Annotated in this window: 26 protein-coding genes; 17 read left to right on the top strand and 9 right to left on the bottom strand. The window is 60.4% G+C overall.

From position 1 onward, the window contains the following. Positions 1-45 precede the first annotated feature (45 nt). Positions 46-324 carry a hypothetical protein gene (locus ACXR0M_RS11570; RefSeq protein WP_003228098.1) on the bottom strand — a complete coding sequence of 93 codons (279 nt, stop codon included), beginning with the start codon at positions 322-324 and terminating at the stop codon, positions 46-48. 192 nt (positions 325-516) lie between these two features. Between ACXR0M_RS11570 and ACXR0M_RS11565 the strand changes: the two genes are divergently transcribed. Beyond that, the gene (locus ACXR0M_RS11565) at positions 517-723 is read left to right on the top strand and encodes a hypothetical protein (RefSeq protein ID WP_047296561.1); all 207 of its coding nucleotides are present in this window, start codon (positions 517-519) and stop codon (positions 721-723) included. A 193-nt stretch (positions 724-916) separates the two neighbouring features. Here ACXR0M_RS11565 and ACXR0M_RS11560 read toward each other — a convergent pair whose 3' ends face one another. Further along, a complete protein-coding gene (locus tag ACXR0M_RS11560; RefSeq protein WP_458832016.1) occupies positions 917-1,501 on the bottom strand; it encodes a YajG family lipoprotein in 585 nt (194 codons plus the stop codon). 204 nt (positions 1,502-1,705) lie between these two features. Between ACXR0M_RS11560 and ACXR0M_RS11555 the strand changes: the two genes are divergently transcribed. Continuing rightward, complete coding sequence (locus ACXR0M_RS11555) at positions 1,706-1,939, top strand: hypothetical protein (protein WP_458832015.1); 234 nt, start codon at positions 1,706-1,708, stop codon at positions 1,937-1,939. 705 nt (positions 1,940-2,644) lie between these two features. Next, positions 2,645-4,153, top strand: coding sequence for a malate dehydrogenase (quinone) (mqo, locus tag ACXR0M_RS11550; RefSeq protein ID WP_458832014.1), 1,509 nt, complete (start codon positions 2,645-2,647; stop codon positions 4,151-4,153). A 242-nt stretch (positions 4,154-4,395) separates the two neighbouring features. On the opposite strand, the gene ACXR0M_RS11545 is transcribed toward mqo, so the two are convergent. The 4 genes from ACXR0M_RS11545 to ACXR0M_RS11530 all read right to left on the bottom strand — a co-directional run bounded on the left by ACXR0M_RS11545 (position 4,396) and on the right by ACXR0M_RS11530 (position 6,376). Beyond that, positions 4,396-4,683, bottom strand: coding sequence for a PA4642 family protein (locus ACXR0M_RS11545; protein ID WP_458832013.1), 288 nt, complete (start codon positions 4,681-4,683; stop codon positions 4,396-4,398). Positions 4,684-4,746: 63 nt separating this feature from the next. Then, entirely contained in the window at positions 4,747-5,226 is a 480-nt protein-coding gene (locus ACXR0M_RS11540; protein WP_458832012.1) for a hypothetical protein, read from the bottom strand. Positions 5,227-5,341: 115 nt separating this feature from the next. Continuing rightward, the gene (locus ACXR0M_RS11535; protein ID WP_458832011.1) at positions 5,342-5,815 is read right to left on the bottom strand and encodes a WbuC family cupin fold metalloprotein; all 474 of its coding nucleotides are present in this window, start codon (positions 5,813-5,815) and stop codon (positions 5,342-5,344) included. A 3-nt stretch (positions 5,816-5,818) separates the two neighbouring features. Beyond that, complete coding sequence (locus ACXR0M_RS11530; protein WP_016987197.1) at positions 5,819-6,376, bottom strand: hypoxanthine-guanine phosphoribosyltransferase; 558 nt, start codon at positions 6,374-6,376, stop codon at positions 5,819-5,821. Positions 6,377-6,536: 160 nt separating this feature from the next. On the opposite strand from ACXR0M_RS11530, the gene upp reads away from it, so the two are divergent. Together upp and ACXR0M_RS11520 are read left to right on the top strand one after the other, a co-directional pair. Then, positions 6,537-7,175: a uracil phosphoribosyltransferase gene (gene upp, locus ACXR0M_RS11525; RefSeq protein WP_007912842.1), complete on the top strand. Its 639-nt coding sequence runs from the start codon at positions 6,537-6,539 to the stop codon at positions 7,173-7,175. A 2-nt stretch (positions 7,176-7,177) separates the two neighbouring features. Next, positions 7,178-8,452 carry a uracil-xanthine permease family protein gene (locus ACXR0M_RS11520; protein ID WP_007951684.1) on the top strand — a complete coding sequence of 425 codons (1,275 nt, stop codon included), beginning with the start codon at positions 7,178-7,180 and terminating at the stop codon, positions 8,450-8,452. Positions 8,453-8,576: 124 nt separating this feature from the next. Here ACXR0M_RS11520 and hemH read toward each other — a convergent pair whose 3' ends face one another. Continuing rightward, positions 8,577-9,602 (bottom strand): ferrochelatase, encoded by a 1,026-nt coding sequence (hemH, locus tag ACXR0M_RS11515; RefSeq protein ID WP_458832010.1) that lies wholly within the window; start codon positions 9,600-9,602, stop codon positions 8,577-8,579. Positions 9,603-9,615: 13 nt separating this feature from the next. Continuing rightward, positions 9,616-10,518, bottom strand: a complete 903-nt coding sequence (locus tag ACXR0M_RS11510; RefSeq protein ID WP_458832009.1) for a TIGR01777 family oxidoreductase — start codon at positions 10,516-10,518, stop codon at positions 9,616-9,618. A gap of 197 nt (positions 10,519-10,715) precedes the next feature. Between ACXR0M_RS11510 and ACXR0M_RS11505 the strand changes: the two genes are divergently transcribed. The 12 genes from ACXR0M_RS11505 (at position 10,716) to ACXR0M_RS11450 (ending at position 20,753) form a co-directional block, all read left to right on the top strand. Further along, positions 10,716-11,702, top strand: coding sequence for an NAD(P)/FAD-dependent oxidoreductase (locus tag ACXR0M_RS11505; RefSeq protein ID WP_458832008.1), 987 nt, complete (start codon positions 10,716-10,718; stop codon positions 11,700-11,702). Beyond that, positions 11,699-11,914 carry a TIGR02450 family Trp-rich protein gene (locus ACXR0M_RS11500; RefSeq protein ID WP_458832007.1) on the top strand — a complete coding sequence of 72 codons (216 nt, stop codon included), beginning with the start codon at positions 11,699-11,701 and terminating at the stop codon, positions 11,912-11,914. The genes ACXR0M_RS11505 and ACXR0M_RS11500 overlap by 4 nt, the downstream gene beginning before the upstream one ends. Before the next feature lie 134 nt (positions 11,915-12,048). Then, positions 12,049-13,011 (top strand): YbgA family protein, encoded by a 963-nt coding sequence (locus tag ACXR0M_RS11495; protein ID WP_458832006.1) that lies wholly within the window; start codon positions 12,049-12,051, stop codon positions 13,009-13,011. Beyond that, the gene (locus tag ACXR0M_RS11490) at positions 13,011-13,952 is read left to right on the top strand and encodes a MerR family transcriptional regulator (protein ID WP_458832005.1); all 942 of its coding nucleotides are present in this window, start codon (positions 13,011-13,013) and stop codon (positions 13,950-13,952) included. Before ACXR0M_RS11495 ends, ACXR0M_RS11490 begins: the two co-directional genes overlap by 1 nt. 11 nt (positions 13,953-13,963) lie before the next feature. Beyond that, positions 13,964-15,409 (top strand): deoxyribodipyrimidine photo-lyase, encoded by a 1,446-nt coding sequence (gene phrB, locus ACXR0M_RS11485; protein ID WP_458832004.1) that lies wholly within the window; start codon positions 13,964-13,966, stop codon positions 15,407-15,409. Continuing rightward, the gene (locus ACXR0M_RS11480; protein WP_458832003.1) at positions 15,402-15,824 is read left to right on the top strand and encodes a nuclear transport factor 2 family protein; all 423 of its coding nucleotides are present in this window, start codon (positions 15,402-15,404) and stop codon (positions 15,822-15,824) included. Before phrB ends, ACXR0M_RS11480 begins: the two co-directional genes overlap by 8 nt. Then, complete coding sequence (locus ACXR0M_RS11475) at positions 15,821-16,603, top strand: SDR family NAD(P)-dependent oxidoreductase (protein ID WP_458832002.1); 783 nt, start codon at positions 15,821-15,823, stop codon at positions 16,601-16,603. Before ACXR0M_RS11480 ends, ACXR0M_RS11475 begins: the two co-directional genes overlap by 4 nt. After that, entirely contained in the window at positions 16,600-17,847 is a 1,248-nt protein-coding gene (locus ACXR0M_RS11470; RefSeq protein WP_458832001.1) for an NAD(P)/FAD-dependent oxidoreductase, read from the top strand. Before ACXR0M_RS11475 ends, ACXR0M_RS11470 begins: the two co-directional genes overlap by 4 nt. After that, positions 17,844-18,659: a DUF1365 domain-containing protein gene (locus ACXR0M_RS11465; protein WP_458832000.1), complete on the top strand. Its 816-nt coding sequence runs from the start codon at positions 17,844-17,846 to the stop codon at positions 18,657-18,659. The genes ACXR0M_RS11470 and ACXR0M_RS11465 overlap by 4 nt, the downstream gene beginning before the upstream one ends. Beyond that, positions 18,646-19,911, top strand: coding sequence for a class I SAM-dependent methyltransferase (locus tag ACXR0M_RS11460; protein WP_458831999.1), 1,266 nt, complete (start codon positions 18,646-18,648; stop codon positions 19,909-19,911). The genes ACXR0M_RS11465 and ACXR0M_RS11460 overlap by 14 nt, the downstream gene beginning before the upstream one ends. Next, entirely contained in the window at positions 19,904-20,395 is a 492-nt protein-coding gene (locus ACXR0M_RS11455) for a DUF2878 domain-containing protein (protein WP_458831998.1), read from the top strand. Before ACXR0M_RS11460 ends, ACXR0M_RS11455 begins: the two co-directional genes overlap by 8 nt. Positions 20,396-20,447: 52 nt before the next feature. Further along, a complete protein-coding gene (locus tag ACXR0M_RS11450) occupies positions 20,448-20,753 on the top strand; it encodes a YkgJ family cysteine cluster protein (RefSeq protein WP_458831997.1) in 306 nt (101 codons plus the stop codon). A gap of 94 nt (positions 20,754-20,847) precedes the next feature. Here ACXR0M_RS11450 and ACXR0M_RS11445 read toward each other — a convergent pair whose 3' ends face one another. Continuing rightward, the gene (locus ACXR0M_RS11445; RefSeq protein WP_458831996.1) at positions 20,848-21,366 is read right to left on the bottom strand and encodes an acyloxyacyl hydrolase; all 519 of its coding nucleotides are present in this window, start codon (positions 21,364-21,366) and stop codon (positions 20,848-20,850) included. Positions 21,367-21,434 lie beyond the last annotated feature (68 nt).

The raw sequence follows: 21,434 nt of genomic DNA, 5'->3' as shown, positions 1-21,434 counted from the left end.
CACGGGATTGGTGTAGGAGCTGCCGCAGGCTGCGATCTTTTGCTATTAGAAGCGCGTGCTGATCCAGGAAACGATCAGGGCCAGGCCGAGGCAGGCGAAACCGAAGCGGTAGAAAAACCGGTTCATGCGCAGCGTCGCCCAATCCAGAATCGGTTCGGCGTTCGGCTGGGCCTGGCGTTGCGCGGCGATGCTGGCCAGGGCGCGCTGTTCACGGCGGCGGGTCGCATGCAGCAGCCAACTGCCGGGGAAGGCCAGGGCCAGCGCCAGCAAGTTGATCAATTTGGCGGGATGGGCGGTAAACAGCGTCATCAAGTGCAGCGACATCACAGACCTCGAAACTGAATCGGTGGCAGGCGCCCGATCGACGACTGCGGCGCGGATTCTACCGAAACCCTCCGGCACTGCCCTGGTCTTTGCGACAAATAACCCGACAATCGACCGATGGCTGTCCTGTGTCACGGCATCGTCATTTACATCGGCCACCATGCGCGCCTCGAAACTCACATGGAACGCGACATGCTGCACGCCGAAAACCAGGACCGTCTGTACCTCATCACCCCAAGCGACGAACAACAGAGCCTTGTTGGCAGCCTTGCCTTCAATGTCCAGGATCGCCATTGGCTGGTGTATTGCGCCTTGGGCGGGCACCAGCATGCGGATTTGCCGGAGACTGACTTGCTGACGGGCGTCAGCGTCCTCGACTTCTATTCACAAGCCGCCTGAAAAAAACAAATCCCCTTGTGGGAGCGGGCTTGCTCGCGAAGGCGTCGTGTCATCCAACATTGATTTCGACTGACACACCGCCTTCGCGAGCAAGCCCGCTCCCACAGGGATTTTTGCAAGATTCAAACTATGTGGTCACAAAAAAGCCCGGGACCATCACTGATACCGGGCTTTTTCACATCCGTTGCAACGCTTACTCGGCGAGGATCTGACCTACGGTCGGGTCCTTGAACAGACGGGTCAAGGCGTCGCTCAATACATCGCTGACCAGTTTGGTGTTGGTTTCCTGATTCGGCGCCATGCCAAAACGCTGGTCCAGCGAAGCGCCGTAACGGCCGCTGTAGCGACGGTTGCCGCTCTGCACGTCGGAGCGGAAGGTCGCGCCGATGGTGGCTTCGGTCACGTACATGCCTTCTTTCGGCGACTGGTATTTCAGCTCGGTCAGGGTCACGGTCAGTTGCGGCGCGTTCATCCCGCTGTTGGTCGGGGTGAAACCGAGCAGACGCACGGCGGCTTCAGCCTGGGCCTGCAGCTTGGGCAGGATCTGCTCGCGCTGCACGGTGATTGCGCTGGTTTCCGGGTACAGGCCGCCACGGGTGCCGAGGGTTGGCGAAGGGCGACCGTCAACCACGCGCACCACCACTTGCTGACCATGACCGACCGGCGCCAGCTGCGTGGTCAGCTTCGGTTCCGGGCTCAGTTGTTGCGGGCTGTGGGCGCAGCCAACCAGGGTCAAACTGGTCACAGTGATCAAACCGAACAACAGGCGTTGCAACATGCTCTTTTCTCCAGAATCAGGCACAAACAGGCCGCCAGTATAGCGGTGGGCCACTGCGGGTAACCAGCACTCGACAGTGAATACTCAAATGTCTGACCAACCCTCGGGAATGCGGTTCCTGTCACAGATTATTCACCGCCCATACACCTTGGCGTCACGGCCTCCCGGCAAGCTTCCAATCAGTCCCCCAACAAGGTACTCGCCATGCGTTATCTGATCTCGCTGTTCGCCCCACGCCCGCTGCACCGCAGCTTTGCCCTGCTGGACCGCAACGGCCACTGCCAGGCCTTCAAACAGTGCAGCCTCAAGCCGATGGGCGATGGCTGGGTCGAAATCGAGGAAATCCGCCTCAACTGGTTGCACCAGCCGCTGCCGGCCAGCGCCCGCGTCATGGAGTCGCAGCCGCGCGCACGTACCCAGGCGATGTTAAGCATCTGACCGGATGCCTAATAAAAGTCATTAAACTCGCGCAACTCCCCGCGTTTCTTCGATACAATCTCCCCCCGATTATAAGGACGTCTCCTGATCGGGCCTCGCAACAGCGTCAATGCACCTGCATCGACATCAAAATCGCCCACAGAGAGCCGCCCACACAGATCGAGTGAAGTTGGCGCGCTTGCCTGTTCTTCCGGCAAAACCCCGCTTTTCGCGAATCTGCAGAGCTGTCATACGCTCGGCCACCGCGTTGTTTTGCCTTTGCGGGCAGGTGCCAGGCTGGGACAGCCCTTTTTTGAGGTTCACGTCTTCAAAAGAGCGTGAAAAAAACGGGTTTTCACAACTTCACAAGAGTGTGGCGAGCAAATGAATAGTTTTGCGTCTGAACATGCACCATTAGCGTCTGAAACAGCCCAACGACACAGGACCGGGGATACCTCGAACATCGGAGCCTGAAGCCTGTCCGCTACGGATTTGGTTGCACAAAACGGATGTCTCGACCATAAGTCGAATTGCCAGCCGCGCGCTGAAATGAGTTCATGCAACTCTTGAAGCCAGGCCGCCTGCATCCGTCGAAGTTGCGAAAAATTGCGAAGATTCGGACATGGCGAACCTGGCCATGGGTATCCGGGGCGCAACTGACCTGCCCCGTCACTCCCTGGCAGCCATGCCGACAATTTGGTGCTGCAGATTTTGGAGACGCGTTAAATGGCGCATAACGAAGCAGTCGACGTAGTTCTGGTTGGGGCCGGCATCATGAGTGCCACCCTGGCAGTACTGCTCAAAGAGCTCGACCCGGCGATCAAGCTGGAAGTCGTCGAGTTGATGGATTCCGGTGCGGCGGAGAGTTCCAACCCGTGGAACAACGCCGGTACCGGCCACGCCGGCCTGTGCGAGCTGAACTACACCCCGCAGGCAGCCGACGGCAGCGTCGACATCAAGAAAGCCGTGCACATCAACACCCAGTTCGAAGTGTCCAAGCAGTTCTGGTCATACCTGACCAAAAAAGGCACCTTCGGCTCGTGCAAATCCTTCATCAGCCCGGTGCCGCACCTGAGCTTCGTCCAGGGTGACAAAGGCGTGTCGTTCCTCAAGGAACGCTTCAACGTGCTGCACAAGCACCACGCCTTCTCCGACATGGAATACACCGAAGACAAGGCCAAGATGGCCGAGTGGATGCCGCTGATGATGCCGGGCCGCTCGCCGGACGAAGTGCTGGCCGCGACTCGCGTGATGAACGGCACCGACGTCAACTTCGGCGCCCTGACCAATCAGTTGCTCAAGCACCTGACCAGCGCTCCCGACACCCAGGTCAAATACTGCAAGCGCGTGACCGGCCTCAAGCGTAACGGCAGCGGCTGGACCGTCAGCATCAAGGACGTCAACAGCGGCGCCAGCCGTGAAGTCGACGCCAAGTTCGTCTTCCTCGGTGCTGGCGGCGCAGCGCTGCCATTGCTGCAGGCTTCGGGCATCGAGGAAAGCAAAGGCTTCGGCGGCTTCCCGATCAGCGGCCAGTGGCTGCGTTGCGACAATCCGGAAGTGGTCAAGCATCACCAGGCCAAGGTCTACAGCCAGGCCGCGGTGGGTTCGCCGCCGATGTCCGTGCCGCACCTGGACACCCGCGTGGTCGATGGCAAGAAATCCCTGCTGTTCGGGCCATATGCCGGTTTCACCACCAAGTTCCTCAAGCACGGCTCCTTCATGGACCTGCCGCTGTCGGTGCGCGCCAGCAACATCGGGCCGATGCTGGCGGTGGCGAAAAACAACATGGACCTGACCAAGTACCTGGTCAGCGAAGTGATGCAATCGATGGAACAGCGCCTGGACTCCCTGCGCCGTTTCTACCCGGAGGCGAGAGCCGAAGACTGGCGCCTGGAAGTGGCCGGTCAGCGGGTGCAGATCATCAAGAAAGACCCGAAAAAAGGCGGCATCCTGCAATTCGGTACCGAACTGGTCGCGGCCAGGGATGGTTCCCTCGCCGCCCTGCTCGGCGCTTCGCCAGGTGCGTCGGTGACCGTTTCGATCATGCTCGAACTGATCGAGAAGTGCTTCCCGGCCAAGGCCAAGGGTGAATGGGCTGGCAAACTGGCCGAGATCTTCCCGGCCCGTGAGAAAGTCCTGGAAACCGATGCTGCGCTGTATCGCAAGATCAACACGCAGAACAACATCGCCCTGGAACTGGTTGAAGAAAGCAGCGAGACGCCAAGCTTCGCTTGATCTTGCGGCATAAAAAACGCCCCGTACTCAGTGAGTGCGGGGCGTTTTTTTATGCGGAAAAACAGTCAGCCACAAAATCTATGGTGTGAGTGACATCGCTTTCGCGAGCAAGCCCGCTCCCACAGTGAATCTCCTGTGCACACACGATGTGTGGCAACAGAGATCAATGTGGGAGCGGGCTTGCTCGCGAAAGGGCCAGAGCCAACACCACCAATCTGGCAAGAATGTTTTTTTGGCAAATGTCAGGTGCGGGACTTTTCGATCAGTTCGATGTAGTCCTGGGCATTACGCTGATCGGCGATCAGATCCACAAACGTCTTGCCCTGCTCATCCTTGCCATCAACGTCATAACCCGCCGCAACAAAGAAGCTCAGGAAACGCTCGAAATCATCGATGCGCAGGCCACGGTAAGCCTTGACCAATTTGTGCAGCGACGGCGAAGTGGCGTCGACCGGCTCGAAATCGAGGAACAGCTTGATCTGCTCATCGCCGATCTCGTCACCAATCACCTGTTTCTTATCTTTACGCATTGCCGACTCCAGCTCGCAGACATTACACGGGGCGGGCAGTTTACCCCTGCCCGGGCGCCGGGCTCAACGCGATCGAACGGCCCCGGTGTGCAAATCGGCCCAGATATGGCCGTTGGCGTAACTGAGGAACTGCACATACACGGTGTCGTTGCGCAGCAGGTCGATCACCACCCGGTACTGCGCCAGCGGGTAATACAGCGTCAGGGTTTTGCTCTTGTCGTCATACGCCGGTTTTTTCAGGCTTTTGCTTTCGCCATCGAAGTTGACCAGCACCTGAGCGATGGTCGCGCCTTTGTTCAGCGACTTGCCCTTGAGGCGGATCAGCAGCGACGAGGTGACCGGAATCGGTTGTTGATTGGACTGGCGTTGCGCGCCCACCACTACGGAGTAGTCGGTGACCTGCAGCAGTTGTTGTTGCTCGGGCTCTGCATCGCGCACGGTCAGGTCGTCCGGCGGCAGGAACTGGCTGTGCATGGGGGAGGCAAACAGCGGCAGACTGAGGGTCAGCAACAGGGCGGTAAGGCTGCGGATCAAGAGGCTCATGACAGGCTCCGGGGCATGGCCGAGCACTCTATCCGGGTTTCACTGAGTGCGGCAAAGCAAAAAAGGGGCAGATCGCTTTGTCAGCAGCGTGCACCTTTTTTGTTCCAGTCTCGGGTCAATCGAACTGCGCGCGCATCCATGCCTGGTAATCAGCAACACCGGCCTCACCTTCCCGCGGGGCCCATTGAGCAAGTTCGCCTTCACCGACTGGACGATAGGGGCCAGCCTTGCACTCGAACATCAGGCTGTCGGCTTCCAACGCTACCAAACCATGATAGACGCCCGTCGGCAGATCGACACCGACACACTCGCCACCGGCCTGCAAAACCTGCTTTTTCATCACCGCACCGGTTTCATCAAAGATCAACAGACCCAGCCGGCCCTTGAGCACGAGCAGTGTCTCCGCCTTGTTTTCACCCAGATGTCGATGCGGCGGAATATAAGTGCTCGGTTGCAAGCCTACGGCCATGCGATGACACGCCTCTTCCATCTGATGGAAGTTGTGGTGCTGACGACCACGAGGGCTGGCCGCAGCTTTCTCGGCCAATTCAGCGAATAGCGTTTGATCAAGAAAGCCCGGCGTGTTCATTGATTACATTCCTTTAACGGCAAAGATTCCGTTGGCGTTGCGCCAGTAGCCTTTATAGTCCATGCCGTAACCGAAGATGTAACGGTCGATGCACGGCAGGCCGACGAAGTCTGCTTTCAGATCAGGACGCGCCTTGCGGTCGTGGTCCTTGTCGATCAGTACGGCGGTGTGCACCTTGCGCGCGCCGGCGTGTTTGCAGAAGTCGATGATCGCGCCCAGGGTGTGACCTTCGTCGAGGATGTCGTCGATGATCAGCACGTCGCGGTCGATGAACGAGACTTCCGGCTTGGCTTTCCAGAACAGGTCGCCGCCGCTGGTTTCGTTGCGATAACGGGTGGCGTGCAGGTAGGACGCTTCCAGCGGGAACTGCAGATGGGTCAGCAGTTTGCCGGAGAAAATCAGCCCGCCGTTCATCACGCAGAACACCACCGGATTGCTGTCGGCCAGTTGTTCGTTGATTTGTGCACCGACGCGGGCGATGGCGGCCTCGACCTCAGATTCGGTGTACAGGCAGTCAGCCTCTCGCATGATTTGACGGATATGCTCGAGATCAGCGGACATGGCGCTCTCCAGGGGGATGTTTTCGGAAAAGCGGGCAAAGGTACGCATCCCGCACGGCCGAATCAAGCATTTGTGGACTAACGTACTGAATGTCCTATAGGACATCACCCTCGGATAGATTAATCTAGGCCGGTTTTTTTGCCCGCCGCCGGAGTTTTCCATGCCCATTCTCGAGATCCGCCATCCGCTGATCCGCCATAAACTCGGCCTGATGCGCCGCGCTGACATCAGCACCAAGAATTTCCGTGAGCTCGCTCAGGAAGTCGGCGCCCTGTTGACCTATGAAGCTACCAAGGATTTGCCGCTGGAGTCCTACGATATTGCAGGCTGGTGCGGCACCGTGTCGGTGGAGAAAATTGCCGGCAAGAAGATCACCGTGGTGCCGATCCTGCGCGCCGGTATCGGCATGCTCGAAGGCGTGCTGAGCCTGATCCCCGGTGCCAAGGTTTCCGCTGTGGGTGTGGCCCGCAACGAAGAAACCCTGCAAGCCCACACTTATCTGGAAAAACTGGTTCCGGAAATCGACGAACGTCTGGCGATGATCATCGACCCGATGCTCGCCACCGGCAGCTCCATGGTCGCGACCATCGACCTGCTGAAGAAAGCCGGTTGCAAGGACATCCGCGCCATGGTGCTGGTCGCCGCGCCGGAAGGCATTGCGGCGGTAGAAAAGGCTCACCCGGACGTGACCATCTACACCGCTTCCATCGATGAACGTCTGAACGAACACGGTTACATCATCCCAGGGCTTGGCGATGCCGGTGACAAGATCTTCGGCACCAAGCAGAAGGACGCGTAAGCATGCAGCAAGAGTTCAACGATCCGCTCTGGCGCACGGTGCTGTCCGGCGCCCAGATGCTGTTCGTGGCGTTCGGCGCGTTGGTGCTGATGCCGCTGATTACCGGCCTTGACCCGAATGTGGCGCTGTTTACCGCGGGTCTGGGGACGATTCTGTTCCAGATCGTCACCGGGCGTCAGGTGCCGGTGTTCCTCGCGTCGAGCTTTGCCTTCATCACCCCGATCATTCTCGCCAAGGGCCAGTTCGGCCTCGCCGCGACCATGGGCGGTGTGATGGCGGCCGGCTTCGTCTACACCTTCCTCGGCCTCGCCGTGAAGATCAAAGGCACCGGGTTCATCGACCGTCTGCTGCCACCGGTGGTGATTGGTCCGGTGATCATTTCCATCGGTCTGGCCATGGCGCCGATTGCCGCGAACATGGCGATGGGCAAGGCTGGCGACGGTTCGGAGCTGATTCATTACCAGACCGCGATGATGATCTCGATGCCGGCGCTGCTGACCACGTTGATCGTGGCGGTATTCGGCAAGGGCATCTTCCGCCTGGTGCCGATCATTTCCGGCGTGCTGGTCGGCTTTGCCATGTCGTTCTATTTCGGCGTGGTCGATACCGCGAAGATTGCCGCCGCGCCCTGGTTTGCGCTGCCGCATTTCACCGCGCCGGAGTTCAACTGGCAGGCGATCCTGTTCATCGTGCCCGTGGCCCTGGCCCCGGCCATTGAACACATCGGCGGGGTGATTGCCGTGGGTAGCGTGACCGGCCGTGACTATCTGAAGAAGCCGGGCCTGCATCGCACCCTGCTCGGTGACGGCATCGCCACCACCGCTGCCGGTCTGTTCGGCGGGCCGCCGAACACCACCTACGCCGAAGTGACCGGCGCGGTGATGCTGACCAAGAACTACAACCCGAAAATCATGACCTGGGCGGCGATCTTCGCCATCACCCTGGCGTTCATCGGCAAGTTCGGCGCGCTGCTGCAAAGTATTCCGGTGCCGGTGATGGGCGGGATTCTGTGCCTGTTGTTCGGTTCGATCGCGGCGGTAGGGATGAACACCCTGATCCGTCACAAGATCGATCTGGGCGAAGCGCGCAATCTGGTGATCGTCTCGGTAACCCTGGTGTTCGGGATCGGCGGTGTGCTGGTCGGCACCGGCACCGGTCCGGACGACTTCGGCCTCAAAGGCATCGCGCTGTGCGCGGTGGTGGCGATTGCGCTGAACCTGATCCTGCCGGGCAATGACAGCTGGAAGCACAAGAAGGCGGATGAACCGCTGATCTAACCCTTCAGATCTGCATAGCCTGACAGTCAGCCTTCGCGAGCAAGCCCGCTCCCACATTGAAATGCAATCAAATGTGGGAGCGGGCTTGCTCCGGGCGGCGTTCCGACGAAGCTTTTGGCTCATACTAGAGGGCCAGTGGCGCCCGTTCACAAAGTGTTGCCAACGCCCTGGCCCATTGCGGGTCATCATTCAGGCACGGCACCAGCACCAACTCCTCGCCCCCCGCTTCGCGGAACTGCTCCCTGCCGCGATCACCGATCTCTTCCAGGGTCTCGATGCAATCGGCGACAAACGCCGGGCACATCACCAGAATCTTTTTTACCCCGCTTTTCGCCAGTTCATCCAGCCGCGCTTCGGTGTAAGGCTCGATCCACTTGGCTCGCCCCAGACGCGACTGAAACGACACCGACCACTTGCCATCGGCAATCCCCGCACGCCTGGCGAACTCGGCCGCGGTGCGCAGGCACTGGGCGCGGTAGCAGGTGGCGAGAACTGCCGGCGAAGCGTTCTTGCAGCAGTCCTGATTCTTCAGGCAATGATTGCCGGTCGGGTCGAGTTTGGTCAGATGCCGCTCGGGCAAGCCATGAAAGCTCAGCAGCAGGTGATCGTAATCCTGCTGCAAATGCGCTTGCGCACTGGCGACCAAGGCGTCGAGGTATTCCGGCTGGTCGTAAAACGGTTGCAGCACCGAGAGCTGCACATCGAGTTTGTTCTCGCGAATCACCCGCCGGGCTTCTTCGATCACCGTGGTGGTGGTGCTGTCGGCGAACTGTGGATACAGCGGCGCGAGGGTAATGCGCTTGTGCCCGGCGGCGGTCAGTTGCAACAACCGGGTCTGAATCGAAGGCTCGCCATAACGCATCGCCAGTTCCACCGGGCCGTGGCTCCATTGCGCGGTGACCTGCTGTTGCAGACGGCGGCTGAGCACCACCAGTGGCGAGCCCTCCTCCCACCAGATCGAGGCGTAGGCATGGGCCGACTGCTCGGGGCGCTTGATCAGGATCAGCGACACCAGCAGGCGCCGCAGCGGCCACGGCAGGTCGATCACGTACGGGTCCATCAGAAATTGATTGAGGTAGCTGCGCACATCGGCCACCGAGGTGGAGGCCGGGGAACCCAGGTTGACCAGAAGCAAGGCGTGATCGGTCATGCAACGTCCTATTTCAGAGGCGGCTGGAAAGATCATCCAGAGCCGCGCGTAATTCCGTGAACTGGAAAGTGAAACCCGCTTCCAGCAAGCGTGCCGGCACGGCCTTCTGGCCACCCAGCAACAACAGAGACATCTCACCGAGGCCGACTTTCAGCGCCAGCGCCGGCATCGGCATGAACGCCGGGCGGTGCAGCACGCTGCCCAGCGTCTTGGCAAATTCGCGATTGCGCACCGGTTTCGGCGCGCAGGCATTATAAGGACCGCTCGCCTGATTGCGGTGCAGAAGAAAATCAATCAGGGCGATTTGATCGTTGATATGAATCCACGGCATCCACTGCCGACCATTGCCCAGAGGCCCGCCCAAACCGAGCTTGAATGGCAGCAGCAGGCGCGACAAAAAGCCGCCCTCGGCCGACAACACCAGCCCGGTGCGCACCAGCACCACGCGGATGCCTTGCGCCTCGGCGCGCTGTGCCGTCTCTTCCCAGGCGATGCACAACTGGCTGGCGAAATCATCGATCACCGGCGGCGAATCTTCGCTCAGCTCGCGCTCACCGCCGTCGCCGTACCAGCCAACCGCCGAGCCGGAGATCAGCAGCGCCGGCTTCTGCTCACGGGTTTCAAGCCACGCCAGCAGGGTTTCGGTCAGGGTAATGCGGCTGCTCCACAACAGCGCCTTGCGCCGATGTGTCCACGGCCGATCGGCAATCGGCGCCCCGGCCAGATTGATGATCGCGTCCAGTGGCTCGTCACCCAAATCCTCCAGACGCGCAATGCCGCGCACCTGTGCTCCACAGATTTGCGCAACTTTTTCCGGACGCCGGCTCCACACCGTCAACTGATGCCCCTGCCCTGACCAGTGTCGGCAGAGCTGACGTCCTATCAAACCAGTACCGCCGGTCAGCAATATGCGCATCACATCTTCCTCGCGTGGCGTTTTACCCGGATCACTAGTCTATTTTTATAAGCAGGGATCTTTTCCATCGGGCAGGCTCTATTGTTTAACCATAGGCCAAGCTGTCAGATCGAGAACGCTAGAAGTTATACCAAAAAACAAAATTGTACAGGTTTCAATCACGGCGTAGTCTGTACAGAAAGGTAAACGAGGCCCCTATGACTGTACCTATCGCAATCATCGGCACCGGCATCGCCGGACTCTCCGCCGCCCAGGCGCTCACCGACGCCGGGCATAGCGTCCAGCTCTTCGACAAAAGCCGCGGCAGTGGCGGGCGCATGGCGAGCAAACGCAGCGACGCCGGTTCTCTGGACATGGGCGCGCAATATTTCACGGCGCGTGATCGACGCTTCGCCACCGAGGTTCAGCGCTGGCATGCCAACGGCTGGGTCGCGCAGTGGAACCCGCAGCTCTACACCTGGCAGGGCGGACAATTGAACCTGTCGCCGGACGAACAGACCCGCTGGGTCGGCACGCCGCGCATGAGCGCCATCACTCGCGGTTTGCTCGACGGCCTGGAAGTGCACTTCGCCTGCCGCATCACCGAAGTCTTTCGTGGTGAACAACACTGGCATCTGCAGGACGCGGAGGGCTTTACCCATGGTCCTTTCAGCCACGTGGTGATCGCCACCCCGGCACCGCAAGCCACCGCATTGCTGGCTGCTGCACCGAAACTTGCGAGTGCCGCCGCCGGGGTGAAGATGGACCCGACCTGGGCCGTCGCCCTCGCCTTCGACAAGCCGCTGGATACACCGATCGAAGGCTGCTTTGTGCAGGACAGCCCGCTCGACTGGCTGGCGCGCAACCGCAGCAAACCAGGACGCGACAGCACCTGCGACACCTGGGTGCTGCACGCCAGCAGCGCCTGGAGCCGGCAGCATATCGACCTGCCCAAAGAAGCGGTGATCGAGCAATTGCACGGCGCGTTCGCCGAACTGCTGCACAGTGCCATGCCGGCGCCGACTTTCAGCCTCGCCCACCGCTGGCTCTACGCCCGCCCGGCGACCGGTCATGAATGGGGTATGCTGGCCGATGCTGATCTGGGCTTGTACGCCTGCGGAGACTGGTGCCTGTCAGGACGGGTCGAAGGTGCCTGGCTCAGCGGTCAGGAAGCTGCACGGCGCTTGCACGAGCATTTGCAATGAACCGCATCAATCCGCAAAAACTGCTGCTGTCGAAGTGGACAGCAGCACGGCCGCAACACCGCGAAAAGCATTTTCTGGTCACCGAATTGTTCCGCGACGAGGAAGGGACGGTGCTGCAGGTCGAGTTGCAGGCAGTGCTGACCAAACGCGCTGAACGCTTCGATTGGCAAACGCTGAAAAATAATGATCACTGGCTGCTGGGCTGGAAATAATCACCCTGCCCGTGAAAGTGGGGGCAGCTTCGCAAAAACCTATACAAAACATTTGACTTGTACACGCAGGAATCTATGCTGAGGGAAAGCTGTACAGGAATAACATCCTGTACAGGAATAGATTCGAGGTGTGCATGTCCGACTTTTCTGCATCCCGGCCAAAAATCGCCATCAGCGCCTGCCTGATGGGTGCTGAAGTGCGCTTCAACGGTGGGCACAAGGAATCGCGGCTGTGCAGTCGCACCCTGGCCGAACATTTCGAGTTCGTCCCGCTGTGCCCTGAAGTCGCCATCGGCATGGGGATTCCCCGCGAGCCGATCCGCCTGGTCGGCGATCCGGACCAGCCTGAGGCGGTGGGCACAGTCAACCCGGCGATCAACGTCACACAGCCGTTAGCCGCCTATGGCGAGAAAATGGCCGCAGAACTGACCGACATCTGCGGCTACATCTTCATGCAGCAATCGCCTTCCTGCGGTCTGGAACGGGTCAAGGTCTATCACGCCAACGGCGCGCCGGTGAACGGCGGCGGGCGTGGCATCTACGCGCAGGCGTTCTGTGCACAGCACCCGGATTTGCCAGTGGAAGAAGCCGGGCGCCTGAACGATCCGGTGCTGCGGGAAAACTTCATCACTCGCGTGCTCGCCTACAGCGAATGGCAACAGGTGCTCGAACAAGGCCTGAGCCGTCGCGCGCTCACCGATTTCCACTCGCGCTACAAATACCTGCTGATGGCGCACAACCCGGTGCAGTACAAGGCACTGGGCAATCTGCTGGGCAACATGGGCAAGACCGATCCGGTCGAACTGGGGCCGCGCTACTTCAGCGAGCTGATGGCCGCCCTTAAAAAATGCGCCACCCGGCGTACCCACAGCAATGTCCTGCTGCACATCAGCGGCTACCTGAAACAAGCCATCAGCTCGGAAGACAAACAGGAAATGCAGCATGTGATCGGCCAGTACCGGCACGGCATCGTGCCGCTGGTGGTGCCGCTGACGCTGCTCAAGCATCATTTTCGCCAACACCCGGATCCCTATATTGCGCAACAGGTTTACCTGCAGCCGCATCCGGAAAACCTCAGCCTGCGAAACGCCATTTAATGAACGACACACTCGACAGCAGCGCCCGGGAAGACCTCGGTGCCGACTTCAAGAAAGCCCTTGATGAGGGCTGGCTGCCCATCCGCGAAGTCGCGCGCCAGACCGGCGTCAACGCCATTACCCTGCGCGCCTGGGAGCGCCGCTACGGCTTGATCGTGCCGCAACGCACGCCCAAGGGCCATCGGCTGTACTCCAGCGAACACGTGCAGCGCATCCTGACCATCCTCACCTGGCTCAACCGTGGGGTGGCGGTCAGTCAGGTCAAGCCGTTGCTTGAAACGCCGCAAGCCTTCACCGAATCGGTGGAAAATGACTGGCAGCGCCTGCGTCAGGTGTTGCTCAACGCCGTCACCCAACTCGACGAGCGCGCCCTCGACGACAGCATTAATCAGGCCATGGCCCTGTACCCGCCGCGAACACTGTGTGAGCAATTGCTGCTGCCATTGCTGAGCGAACTCGAGCAGCGCTGGCAGGGCCAGTTCGGTGCGCAGATGGAGCAGGTGTTCTTTTATTCCTGGTTGCGCAGCAAATTCGGTGCACGCATCTACCATAACAATCGGCAGTTGCATGCGGCGCCGCTGCTGTTGATCAATCACTCCGACCTGGCACTGGAGCCGCATCTGTGGCTGTGCGCGTGGCTGATCAGCAGTTCGGATTGCCCGGTGCAAGTCTTCGACTGGCCGCTACCGGCCGGAGAACTGGCGCTGGCCGTCGAACACCTGCAGGCACGTGGCGTACTGCTGTATTCCAGCAAAGCCATGAACCCGGGCCAGTTGCCGAAACTGCTGAATGGCGTAAGTGCGCCGAAAATGCTGGTCGGACCCGCGGTCAGCATTCACCAGACTGAGTTGTCCGTTAAAACCGATGAAATCGCAGATCTGTTCCTGGCTACCGACCCGCTCGCGGCCCATCAGGCACTCGTTCAGCGCAGGCTGATTTAATGGACGCCGCCATGCAATTGATCTGGCTGCGCAGCGACCTGCGCCAACACGACAACACCGCCCTCGCCGCCGCTGCGCAGCGCGGCCCGACAGTTGCCGTGTATCTGCTGAGTCCCCGGCAATGGCTGGAACATGACGACGCCGCGTGCAAGGTCGATTTCTGGCTGCGCAATCTGCGGGAGCTGAGTATCGGCCTCGGCAAGCTCAACATCCCGCTGCTGATTCGCACGGCTGATCACTGGGATCAAGCGCCGGCGGTGTTGCTCGAACTGTGCCTGCAACTGAATATCCGGGCGGTGCATGTCAACGAGGAGTACGGCATTCACGAGAGCCGGCGCGACGCGGCAGTGGCTTTGAGTCTGAAGGACAAAGGCATCGAGTTTCACAGCTACCTGGATCAACTGTTCTTCAAACCCGGCACGGTACTGACCAAGACCGAGAGTTATTTCCAGGTGTACAGCCAGTTTCGCAAGGTCTGTTACGAGCGTCTGCACCGCTCGATACCAGCCTTGGTCAAGACCCCGGGCAAACAGGCCAGGCTCGACATCGACAGCGATCCGGTGCCTGAATCGGTAAAGGGTTTTGCGACGCCGAGCGAATCGCTGCGCGCCCTGTGGCCGGCCGGTGAGCAACACGCCCGGCAGCGGCTCGACACCTTCGCTGACGCGCAGATCGATTACTACCAGAGCGAGCGCGACTTCCCGGCCAAGCCCGGCACCAGTCAACTTTCCGCCTATCTGGCCGCCGGGGTGGTATCGCCGCGCCAATGCCTGCACGCCGCGCTGCAAAGCAATCAAGGCGAATTCGACAGCGGCAGCGTCGGTGCGGTGACCTGGATCAACGAGCTGCTGTGGCGCGAGTTCTACAAACACATTCTGGTCGGCTATCCGCGCGTCTCGCGGCACCGCGCATTCCGCCCGGAAACCGAAGCCCTGGCCTGGCGCAACGCCCCCGAGGACCTGGCGGCGTGGCAAGAGGCGCGCACCGGTTTGCCGATCATCGACGCGGCCATGCGCCAACTGCTGGAAACCGGCTGGATGCACAACCGCCTGCGAATGGTGGTGGCGATGTTTCTGACCAAAAACCTGCTGATCGACTGGCGTGAAGGCGAACGGTTTTTCATGCGTCACCTGATCGACGGTGATCTGGCGGCGAACAACGGCGGCTGGCAATGGAGCTCTTCGACCGGCACTGATTCGGCACCGTACTTCCGCATCTTCAACCCGTTGAGCCAGTCGGAAAAATTCGACAGTGAAGGCCTGTTCATCAAGCACTGGCTGCCTGAACTGGCCGGGCTGAACAAGAAGGACGTGCACAACCCCGCCGCGGCTGGCGGGCTGTTCGGCATTGCGGATTATCCGTCGCCGATCGTCAACCTCAGCGCCTCACGGGAGCGCGCGCTGGCAGCCTTCAAGAACCTGCCCACGCGCGCGTCCACAGGAGCCAGCCATGAGTGAATTCCTGCGCCGCTTCGCCCGCCAGTTTGCCGAGTTGGACAAAGACAACCTGCAGCGGCTGGGTGAGCTGTACAGCGATGACATTCATTTCACCGACCCGCTGCATGAAGTGCAGGGCCTGGCGCAACTGCGGCATTACTTCAGCGAACTGTACGCCAACGTCAGCGGGCTGCGCTTCGACTTCCACGGTTTCGATCAGGTCCGCGACGGTGAAGGTTACCTGCGCTGGGTCATGAGTTACCGCCACCCGCGCCTGGCGGATGGCCAACTGATTCGCGTGGCCGGGTGCTCGCACCTGCTGTGGCGCGACAAGGTGTATCGCCACCGGGATTACTTCGATGCCGGGGCCCTGCTTTATGAACATGTACCCGTATTGGGCCGGATGATTGCCTGGCTGAAAAGGAGATTGGGATGAGTCTTACAGCTCCACGGCGGTATTGGCTGACCGGTGCCAGCAGTGGCATCGGTGCCGCGCTGGCCGAAGATATTCTCAAAAGCGGCGCGCACCTGGCGGTCAGCTCGCGGCAGGTGGCACCGCTCAAAGTACTGTCGCAACGCTATCCGGGGCAAGTGCTGGTGGTCCCTGGGGATTTGACCGACAGCCAGACCGTGCGTGAAATTGGCCAACAGATCGCAGAAGACTGGGGTTCGCTCGATACGGTGATCCTCAACGCCGGCACCTGCGAGTACGTCGACGCCCGCCAATTCGACGCCTCTATAATCGAACACGTAGTGCGCACCAATCTGCTCGCCAGCAGCTATTGCATCGAAGCCGCCCTGCCGCTGCTGCGCAAAGGCACCGCGCCGCATCTGGTGGGGATGGCCAGCTCCGTTACCTACCTGCCACTGCCACGGGCCGAAGCCTATGGCGCATCGAAGGCCGGCCTGCGTTACCTGTTTGAATCGCTGCGCATCGATCTGGCTGATGAAGGCATCGAAGTCACAGTGATCAGCCCCGGTTTTGTCGAAACACCGCTGACGGCAAAGAACGATTTTCCGATGCCGCTGAGCTGGCCTGTGGACAAAGCTGCGCGACACATCTTCGCCAAACTCAAGGATCGGCCGCTGGAAATCGCGTTCCCGGCGCTGTTCATGGCGGCGCTGTGGCCGTTGTCGAAGCTGCCGGCCAACCTGCAACTGGCGATCGGCAAGCGCATGGTGCGCAGCAATCCACCGTTGCGTGATCCCCTGTGAAAATCGCGATCATCGGCAGTGGCATTGCGGGCCTGACCAGCGCCTATCTGCTCAACCGTCGACACGACATCACGGTGTTCGAGGCCAGCGATTGGATCGGTGGCCATACGCATACCGTAGAGGTAACCGTCGAGGGTCGCCCCTATCAGGTCGACACCGGTTTCATCGTGTTCAACGACTGGACCTACCCTAACTTCACCCGTTTGCTGGGCCAGCTCGGCGTGTCGTTCAAACCCACCGAGATGAGCTTTTCGGTGACCGATCCGGATACCGGCCTGGAATACAACGGCAATAACCTCAACAGCCTGTTCGCGCAACGCAGCAATCTGTTATCGCCGGGCTTCTGGGGCATGTTGCGCGACATTCTGCGCTTCAACAAAGAGGCGCAGCGCGACCTCGCCGAACTGCGTATCGCCGCCGACACCACGCTTGACGATTACCTCAAGGCCGGCGGTTACGGCGAACGGTTCATCCTGCATTACATCGTGCCCATGGGCTCGGCGATCTGGTCGATGCCGATGGCCGAAATGCTCAATTTTCCGCTGCAGTTCTTTGTGCGCTTCTTCAAGAATCATGGCCTGTTGTCAGTCAGTGATCGCCCGCAATGGCAGGTGATTGAAGGCGGCTCCAGCGCTTATGTTGCGCCGCTGACGGCATCGTTCCGCGACCGGATCCGTCTTAACTGCGCGGTGACCCGCATTGACCGCGACGAACACGGCGTGGTTATCCACAGCCCGGCCGGAATCGAGCGTTTCGACAAAGTCGTGCTCGCCTGCCACAGCGATCAGGCGCTGAAACTGCTGGCCATTCCGAGCCAGGCAGAGCGAACGATCCTCGGCGCTCTGCCCTACGCCGATAACGAAGTGGTATTGCACACCGATACCCGCCTGCTGCCCTCGCGCAAACTGGCCTGGGCCAGCTGGAACTACCGCTTGAATGGCGCCGGCCACACCCACGCTGCCGTCACCTATGACATGAACATCCTGCAGGGCATCGAGAGCGACACCACGTTCTGCGTCAGCCTCAACCAGAGCGCGGCGATCAACCCGTTCAAAGTACTCGCCAAATACACCTACGCCCACCCGCAATTCAGCCTCGCGGCGGCAGCGGCGCAGAACCGCTGGGCCGAACTGGACGGCGAGCAGCACACGCACTTTTGCGGCGCTTATTGGGCCAACGGCTTTCACGAGGACGGTGTGGTCAGCGCGTTGCGCGTGGCGGCGGCGTTCGGGGAAAGTCTGTGAACAGCGCCCTGTACAGTGGCTGGATCGGCCATCGACGCTTTGCGCCCAGACGCCATGAATTCCGTTACCGAATCGGTCTGTTGTACCTCGATCTGGCCGAGCAGGACGCCGTGTTCGGGTTGTCGAAACTCGCCAGCCGCAGCCGCCTTGCGCCGTTTTCGTTTCGCGAAACCGACTACCTGAAGGCCTTCACTGGCAGCGGCATGCGCCTGAGCGATGCGGTGCGCCAGCAAGTTGGTGTCGCCCTCGGTTACCCGCCGCAGGGTCCGGTGTGTCTGTTGACCCAACCGCGCAGCTGGGGTCTGGCGTTCAATCCGGTGAGTTTCTTCTATTGTCATGAGGCCGACGGGACCCTGGCGGCGATTCTCTGCGAAGTGACTAATACCCCGTGGCGTGAGCGTTATCACTACGTGCTGCCAGCGCGCCCCCCGGTCGATCTGCAGGACTTTCACCAGCATTTCGCGGTGGCCAAGGCCTTTCATGTCTCGCCGTTCCTGCCGCGCGACCTTGAGTACCGCATGAGTTTCAGTCCGCCGGCGCAAACCTTGGGCGTGCACATGGCCGACTGGCAAGGCGAGCAAAAACTGTTCGACGCCACGCTCAATCTGCAGCGCGAGCCGCTCGACCGGCGCAGCCTGCATCGCTACTTGCGGCATTTTCCGTTGATGACCGCGAAAACCGGTCTGGCGATCTATTGGCAGGCGCTGCGCTTGTTATTCAAGCGAGCTCCGATTTTCAGTCACCAGGCTGCCGACGGCAGCTTTCAAATCGCCACTGTGCCTCCCAAGGAGCAGCGTCATGAAATCCTCTAGCTTGCCGGTCAGTCGCTTCAGCACCAACGGTTTGACCGGCTCGCTGCTGCGGCGCGGCGTTTTGCGCCAACTGAGCCAACTGAAAAACGGCCAATTGCTGGTGGTCGAGGACGGCGAACGCCTGATGTTCGGTACGCCGGGCAGTCACCTGTTGGCTGAAATCCATGTGCAGGATGCAGCGGTCTGGGGCATGGTCGCGGGCAACGGCTCGATTGGCGCCGGGGAAGCCTTTATCCATGGTTACTGGAGTTCGCCGGATCTGACGGCGGTGGTGCGCGTGTTCGTCAGCAACCTCGACGTGCTCGACGCCATGGAGCGTGGTCTGGCGCGCCTGAGCCGGCCCGTGGTGCAAGGCCTGCACTGGCTCAATCGCAACACGCGCAAGGGCTCGCAGAAAAACATCGCCGCGCACTACGACCTTGGCAACGATCTGTTCGAACAGTTTCTCGATCCGACCATGATGTATTCGGCAGCGCAGTTCCTCAGCCCCGAGGACACTCTGGAACAGGCGCAACTGAACAAGCTGGAACGGATCTGCCAGAAGCTTGCCCTCAAGCCCGAGGACCATCTGCTGGAAATCGGCACCGGCTGGGGCAGCATGGCGCTTTACGCCGCACAGCATTACGGTTGCCATGTCACCACTACGACCCTGTCCAAGGAGCAATACGCGTTTACCGCCCAACGTATCGAGGCGCTGGGCTTGCAGGATCGCGTGACGCTGCTGCTCAAGGACTATCGCGATCTCACCGGGGAGTACGACAAACTGGTGTCGATCGAGATGATCGAAGCGGTCGGCCATCGCTTCCTGCCGACTTACTTCAAGCAATGCGCGCACCTGCTCAAGAGCAACGGTTTGATGCTGTTGCAGGCGATCACCATCCGCGAACAGCGCTACGAGCAAGCCAGGCGCAGTGTCGATTTCATTCAGCGCTACATCTTTCCCGGCGGCGCCCTGCCCTGCGTGCAGAAGATGCTGGAAATCGTCGGCCGCGACACTGACATGAACCTGCTGCACATGGAGGATTTCGGCCTGCACTACGCACGCACCCTGCGTCTGTGGCACGAAAACTTTCGTCGGGCTCACGGGCGCTTGAGTGAATTGGGTTACGACGATTATTTCCTGCGGCTGTGGGAGTTCTACCTGTGCTACTGCGAAGGCGGGTTCCTCGAACGCACCATCGGCACCGCGCAGTTGCTGCTGGCCAAACCGGCAGCGATGCCGGAACCACTGCTCGGGCGCTTCGATGCTTGAGCGACTGGCCAACGCGGTGCTGTTCCAGGTCGGCTGGCTGGCCTGTGTGATCGGCGGCAACAGTCTGTGGCTGCTGCTGGCGCTGGCGGTGCTGGTGATTCATCTGGGCTGGATCAGCAGTTGGGCGGCGGAAGGCCGCCTGATCCTCAGCGTGGTGATTGTCGGTACAGCGGTGGACAGTGCGTTGCGGGCTGCCGGGGTGTTTGCTTTCGAGGACCCGGCGCCGCTGATTCCGTTGTGGCTGATGCTGCTCTGGGCCTTGCTCGCGACCACGTTGCGCCACTGCCTGCAATGGAGCGCCCGGCCGTGGTGGCTGGCCAGCGTACTGGGTGCGGTGGGCGGCGCCGTGTCGTATTACGGCGGCGGCCGCCTGGCCGGAGTGCAATTTCCCTACGGCGAATGGCCGACGCTGATCGGCATCGCTGTGCTGTGGTCGCTACTGTTTCCGCTGTTGCATTACATGGCCCGACGCCTGAGCCACTGAGCGTCTGTCAGGCCTTTCACACAGTTACCGGCCAGTACCTTAAACTGCCGCCATGAAAACCATTCCTCACCAGCAAATCGACGAACCAGCGGTCACCTGCTCGACCTGCGCCGCCTGCTGCTGTCAGCTCGAAGTGATGCTGATCACCGACACTGGCGTGCCTGAGCGCTTTATCGATACCGATGATTGGGGCGGCGAAGTCATGCTGCGCCTGGACGACGGCTGGTGTGCGGCACTGGATCGCGACAGCATGATGTGCACGATCTACGAGAGACGTCCGCTGATCTGCCGCGAGTTCGAGATGGGTGCACCGGAGTGCATTGAAGAGCGGAAAGGGATTGCCACGGCGTATCGCTGACTGGAAGCAAAAAGATCGCAGCCTGCGGCAGCTCCTGCAGGATGAACTCAATCCCCTGTAGGAGCTGCCGCAGGCTGCGATCTTTTGATCTGGCTTACAGCGGCATCGTGTAATGCAGCGCGTAGCTTTCTACACCGTCGTTGTCGCTGGACAAACCGGCGTTGGAGTAGTGCGTCGCACGGATACCGACTTCATGTCCGCCATTAAAGCGCAGACCAAACCCGATACGGTCTTCGAACTGGAACGAACCGCCGATGTTGTTGCTTTCATACTTGGTGTTGGAAAACGCTGCCACACCAATACCGGCTTCCACATACGGCTTGACCGACTGACCGGCAAACTCGTAAACGAACACGGGCGAGAACGACAGGCTGTTGTTGCTGGAAGTCTTGTCGCCTTCCCAATAGGTATAAGCGCCGCTCCAGTAACCGGTCACGCGACCGACATCACTTTGCAGCCAGCTCTGATCCCAGTCGAAATTCATGCCCAGGCGATAGGTCATGGTCGAGTCGCTGGTTGCCCCCACGGCAAACTCAACGCCAGCGGCCTGTGCGGTAATACTTTGCCCCATCAGTGCAGCCGCAATCGCGGCCAAGCAGAATAGTCGCTTCACGTTGAAACTTCCTTTTCGGAACGATCGTTTGGTTTTCTAGGTGACTCAGCGGTATAGAAGTCAGCGGC

It is taken from the genome of Pseudomonas sp. Eth.TT006, from assembly GCF_054456575.1.
Note: the sequence above shows the minus strand (reverse complement) of the source record. Positions and strands in the feature narration are given on the sequence as shown.

Bases quoted from the DNA above. Each gene is read 5' to 3' on its own strand.
- ACXR0M_RS11570 (WP_003228098.1), bottom strand. From the start codon at position 324: ATGTCGCTGCACTTGATGACGCTGTTTACCGCCCATCCCGCCAAATTG.
- ACXR0M_RS11565 (WP_047296561.1), top strand. From the start codon at position 517: ATGCTGCACGCCGAAAACCAGGACCGTCTGTACCTCATCACCCCAAGC.
- ACXR0M_RS11560 (WP_458832016.1), bottom strand. From the start codon at position 1,501: ATGTTGCAACGCCTGTTGTTCGGTTTGATCACTGTGACCAGTTTGACC.
- ACXR0M_RS11555 (WP_458832015.1), top strand. From the start codon at position 1,706: ATGCGTTATCTGATCTCGCTGTTCGCCCCACGCCCGCTGCACCGCAGC.
- mqo (WP_458832014.1), top strand. From the start codon at position 2,645: ATGGCGCATAACGAAGCAGTCGACGTAGTTCTGGTTGGGGCCGGCATC.
- ACXR0M_RS11545 (WP_458832013.1), bottom strand. From the start codon at position 4,683: ATGCGTAAAGATAAGAAACAGGTGATTGGTGACGAGATCGGCGATGAG.
- ACXR0M_RS11540 (WP_458832012.1), bottom strand. From the start codon at position 5,226: ATGAGCCTCTTGATCCGCAGCCTTACCGCCCTGTTGCTGACCCTCAGT.
- ACXR0M_RS11535 (WP_458832011.1), bottom strand. From the start codon at position 5,815: ATGAACACGCCGGGCTTTCTTGATCAAACGCTATTCGCTGAATTGGCC.
- ACXR0M_RS11530 (WP_016987197.1), bottom strand. From the start codon at position 6,376: ATGTCCGCTGATCTCGAGCATATCCGTCAAATCATGCGAGAGGCTGAC.
- upp (WP_007912842.1), top strand. From the start codon at position 6,537: ATGCCCATTCTCGAGATCCGCCATCCGCTGATCCGCCATAAACTCGGC.
- ACXR0M_RS11520 (WP_007951684.1), top strand. From the start codon at position 7,178: ATGCAGCAAGAGTTCAACGATCCGCTCTGGCGCACGGTGCTGTCCGGC.
- hemH (WP_458832010.1), bottom strand. From the start codon at position 9,602: ATGACCGATCACGCCTTGCTTCTGGTCAACCTGGGTTCCCCGGCCTCC.
- ACXR0M_RS11510 (WP_458832009.1), bottom strand. From the start codon at position 10,518: ATGCGCATATTGCTGACCGGCGGTACTGGTTTGATAGGACGTCAGCTC.
- ACXR0M_RS11505 (WP_458832008.1), top strand. From the start codon at position 10,716: ATGACTGTACCTATCGCAATCATCGGCACCGGCATCGCCGGACTCTCC.
- ACXR0M_RS11500 (WP_458832007.1), top strand. From the start codon at position 11,699: ATGAACCGCATCAATCCGCAAAAACTGCTGCTGTCGAAGTGGACAGCA.
- ACXR0M_RS11495 (WP_458832006.1), top strand. From the start codon at position 12,049: ATGTCCGACTTTTCTGCATCCCGGCCAAAAATCGCCATCAGCGCCTGC.
- ACXR0M_RS11490 (WP_458832005.1), top strand. From the start codon at position 13,011: ATGAACGACACACTCGACAGCAGCGCCCGGGAAGACCTCGGTGCCGAC.
- phrB (WP_458832004.1), top strand. From the start codon at position 13,964: ATGCAATTGATCTGGCTGCGCAGCGACCTGCGCCAACACGACAACACC.
- ACXR0M_RS11480 (WP_458832003.1), top strand. From the start codon at position 15,402: ATGAGTGAATTCCTGCGCCGCTTCGCCCGCCAGTTTGCCGAGTTGGAC.
- ACXR0M_RS11475 (WP_458832002.1), top strand. From the start codon at position 15,821: ATGAGTCTTACAGCTCCACGGCGGTATTGGCTGACCGGTGCCAGCAGT.
- ACXR0M_RS11460 (WP_458831999.1), top strand. From the start codon at position 18,646: ATGAAATCCTCTAGCTTGCCGGTCAGTCGCTTCAGCACCAACGGTTTG.
- ACXR0M_RS11455 (WP_458831998.1), top strand. From the start codon at position 19,904: ATGCTTGAGCGACTGGCCAACGCGGTGCTGTTCCAGGTCGGCTGGCTG.
- ACXR0M_RS11450 (WP_458831997.1), top strand. From the start codon at position 20,448: ATGAAAACCATTCCTCACCAGCAAATCGACGAACCAGCGGTCACCTGC.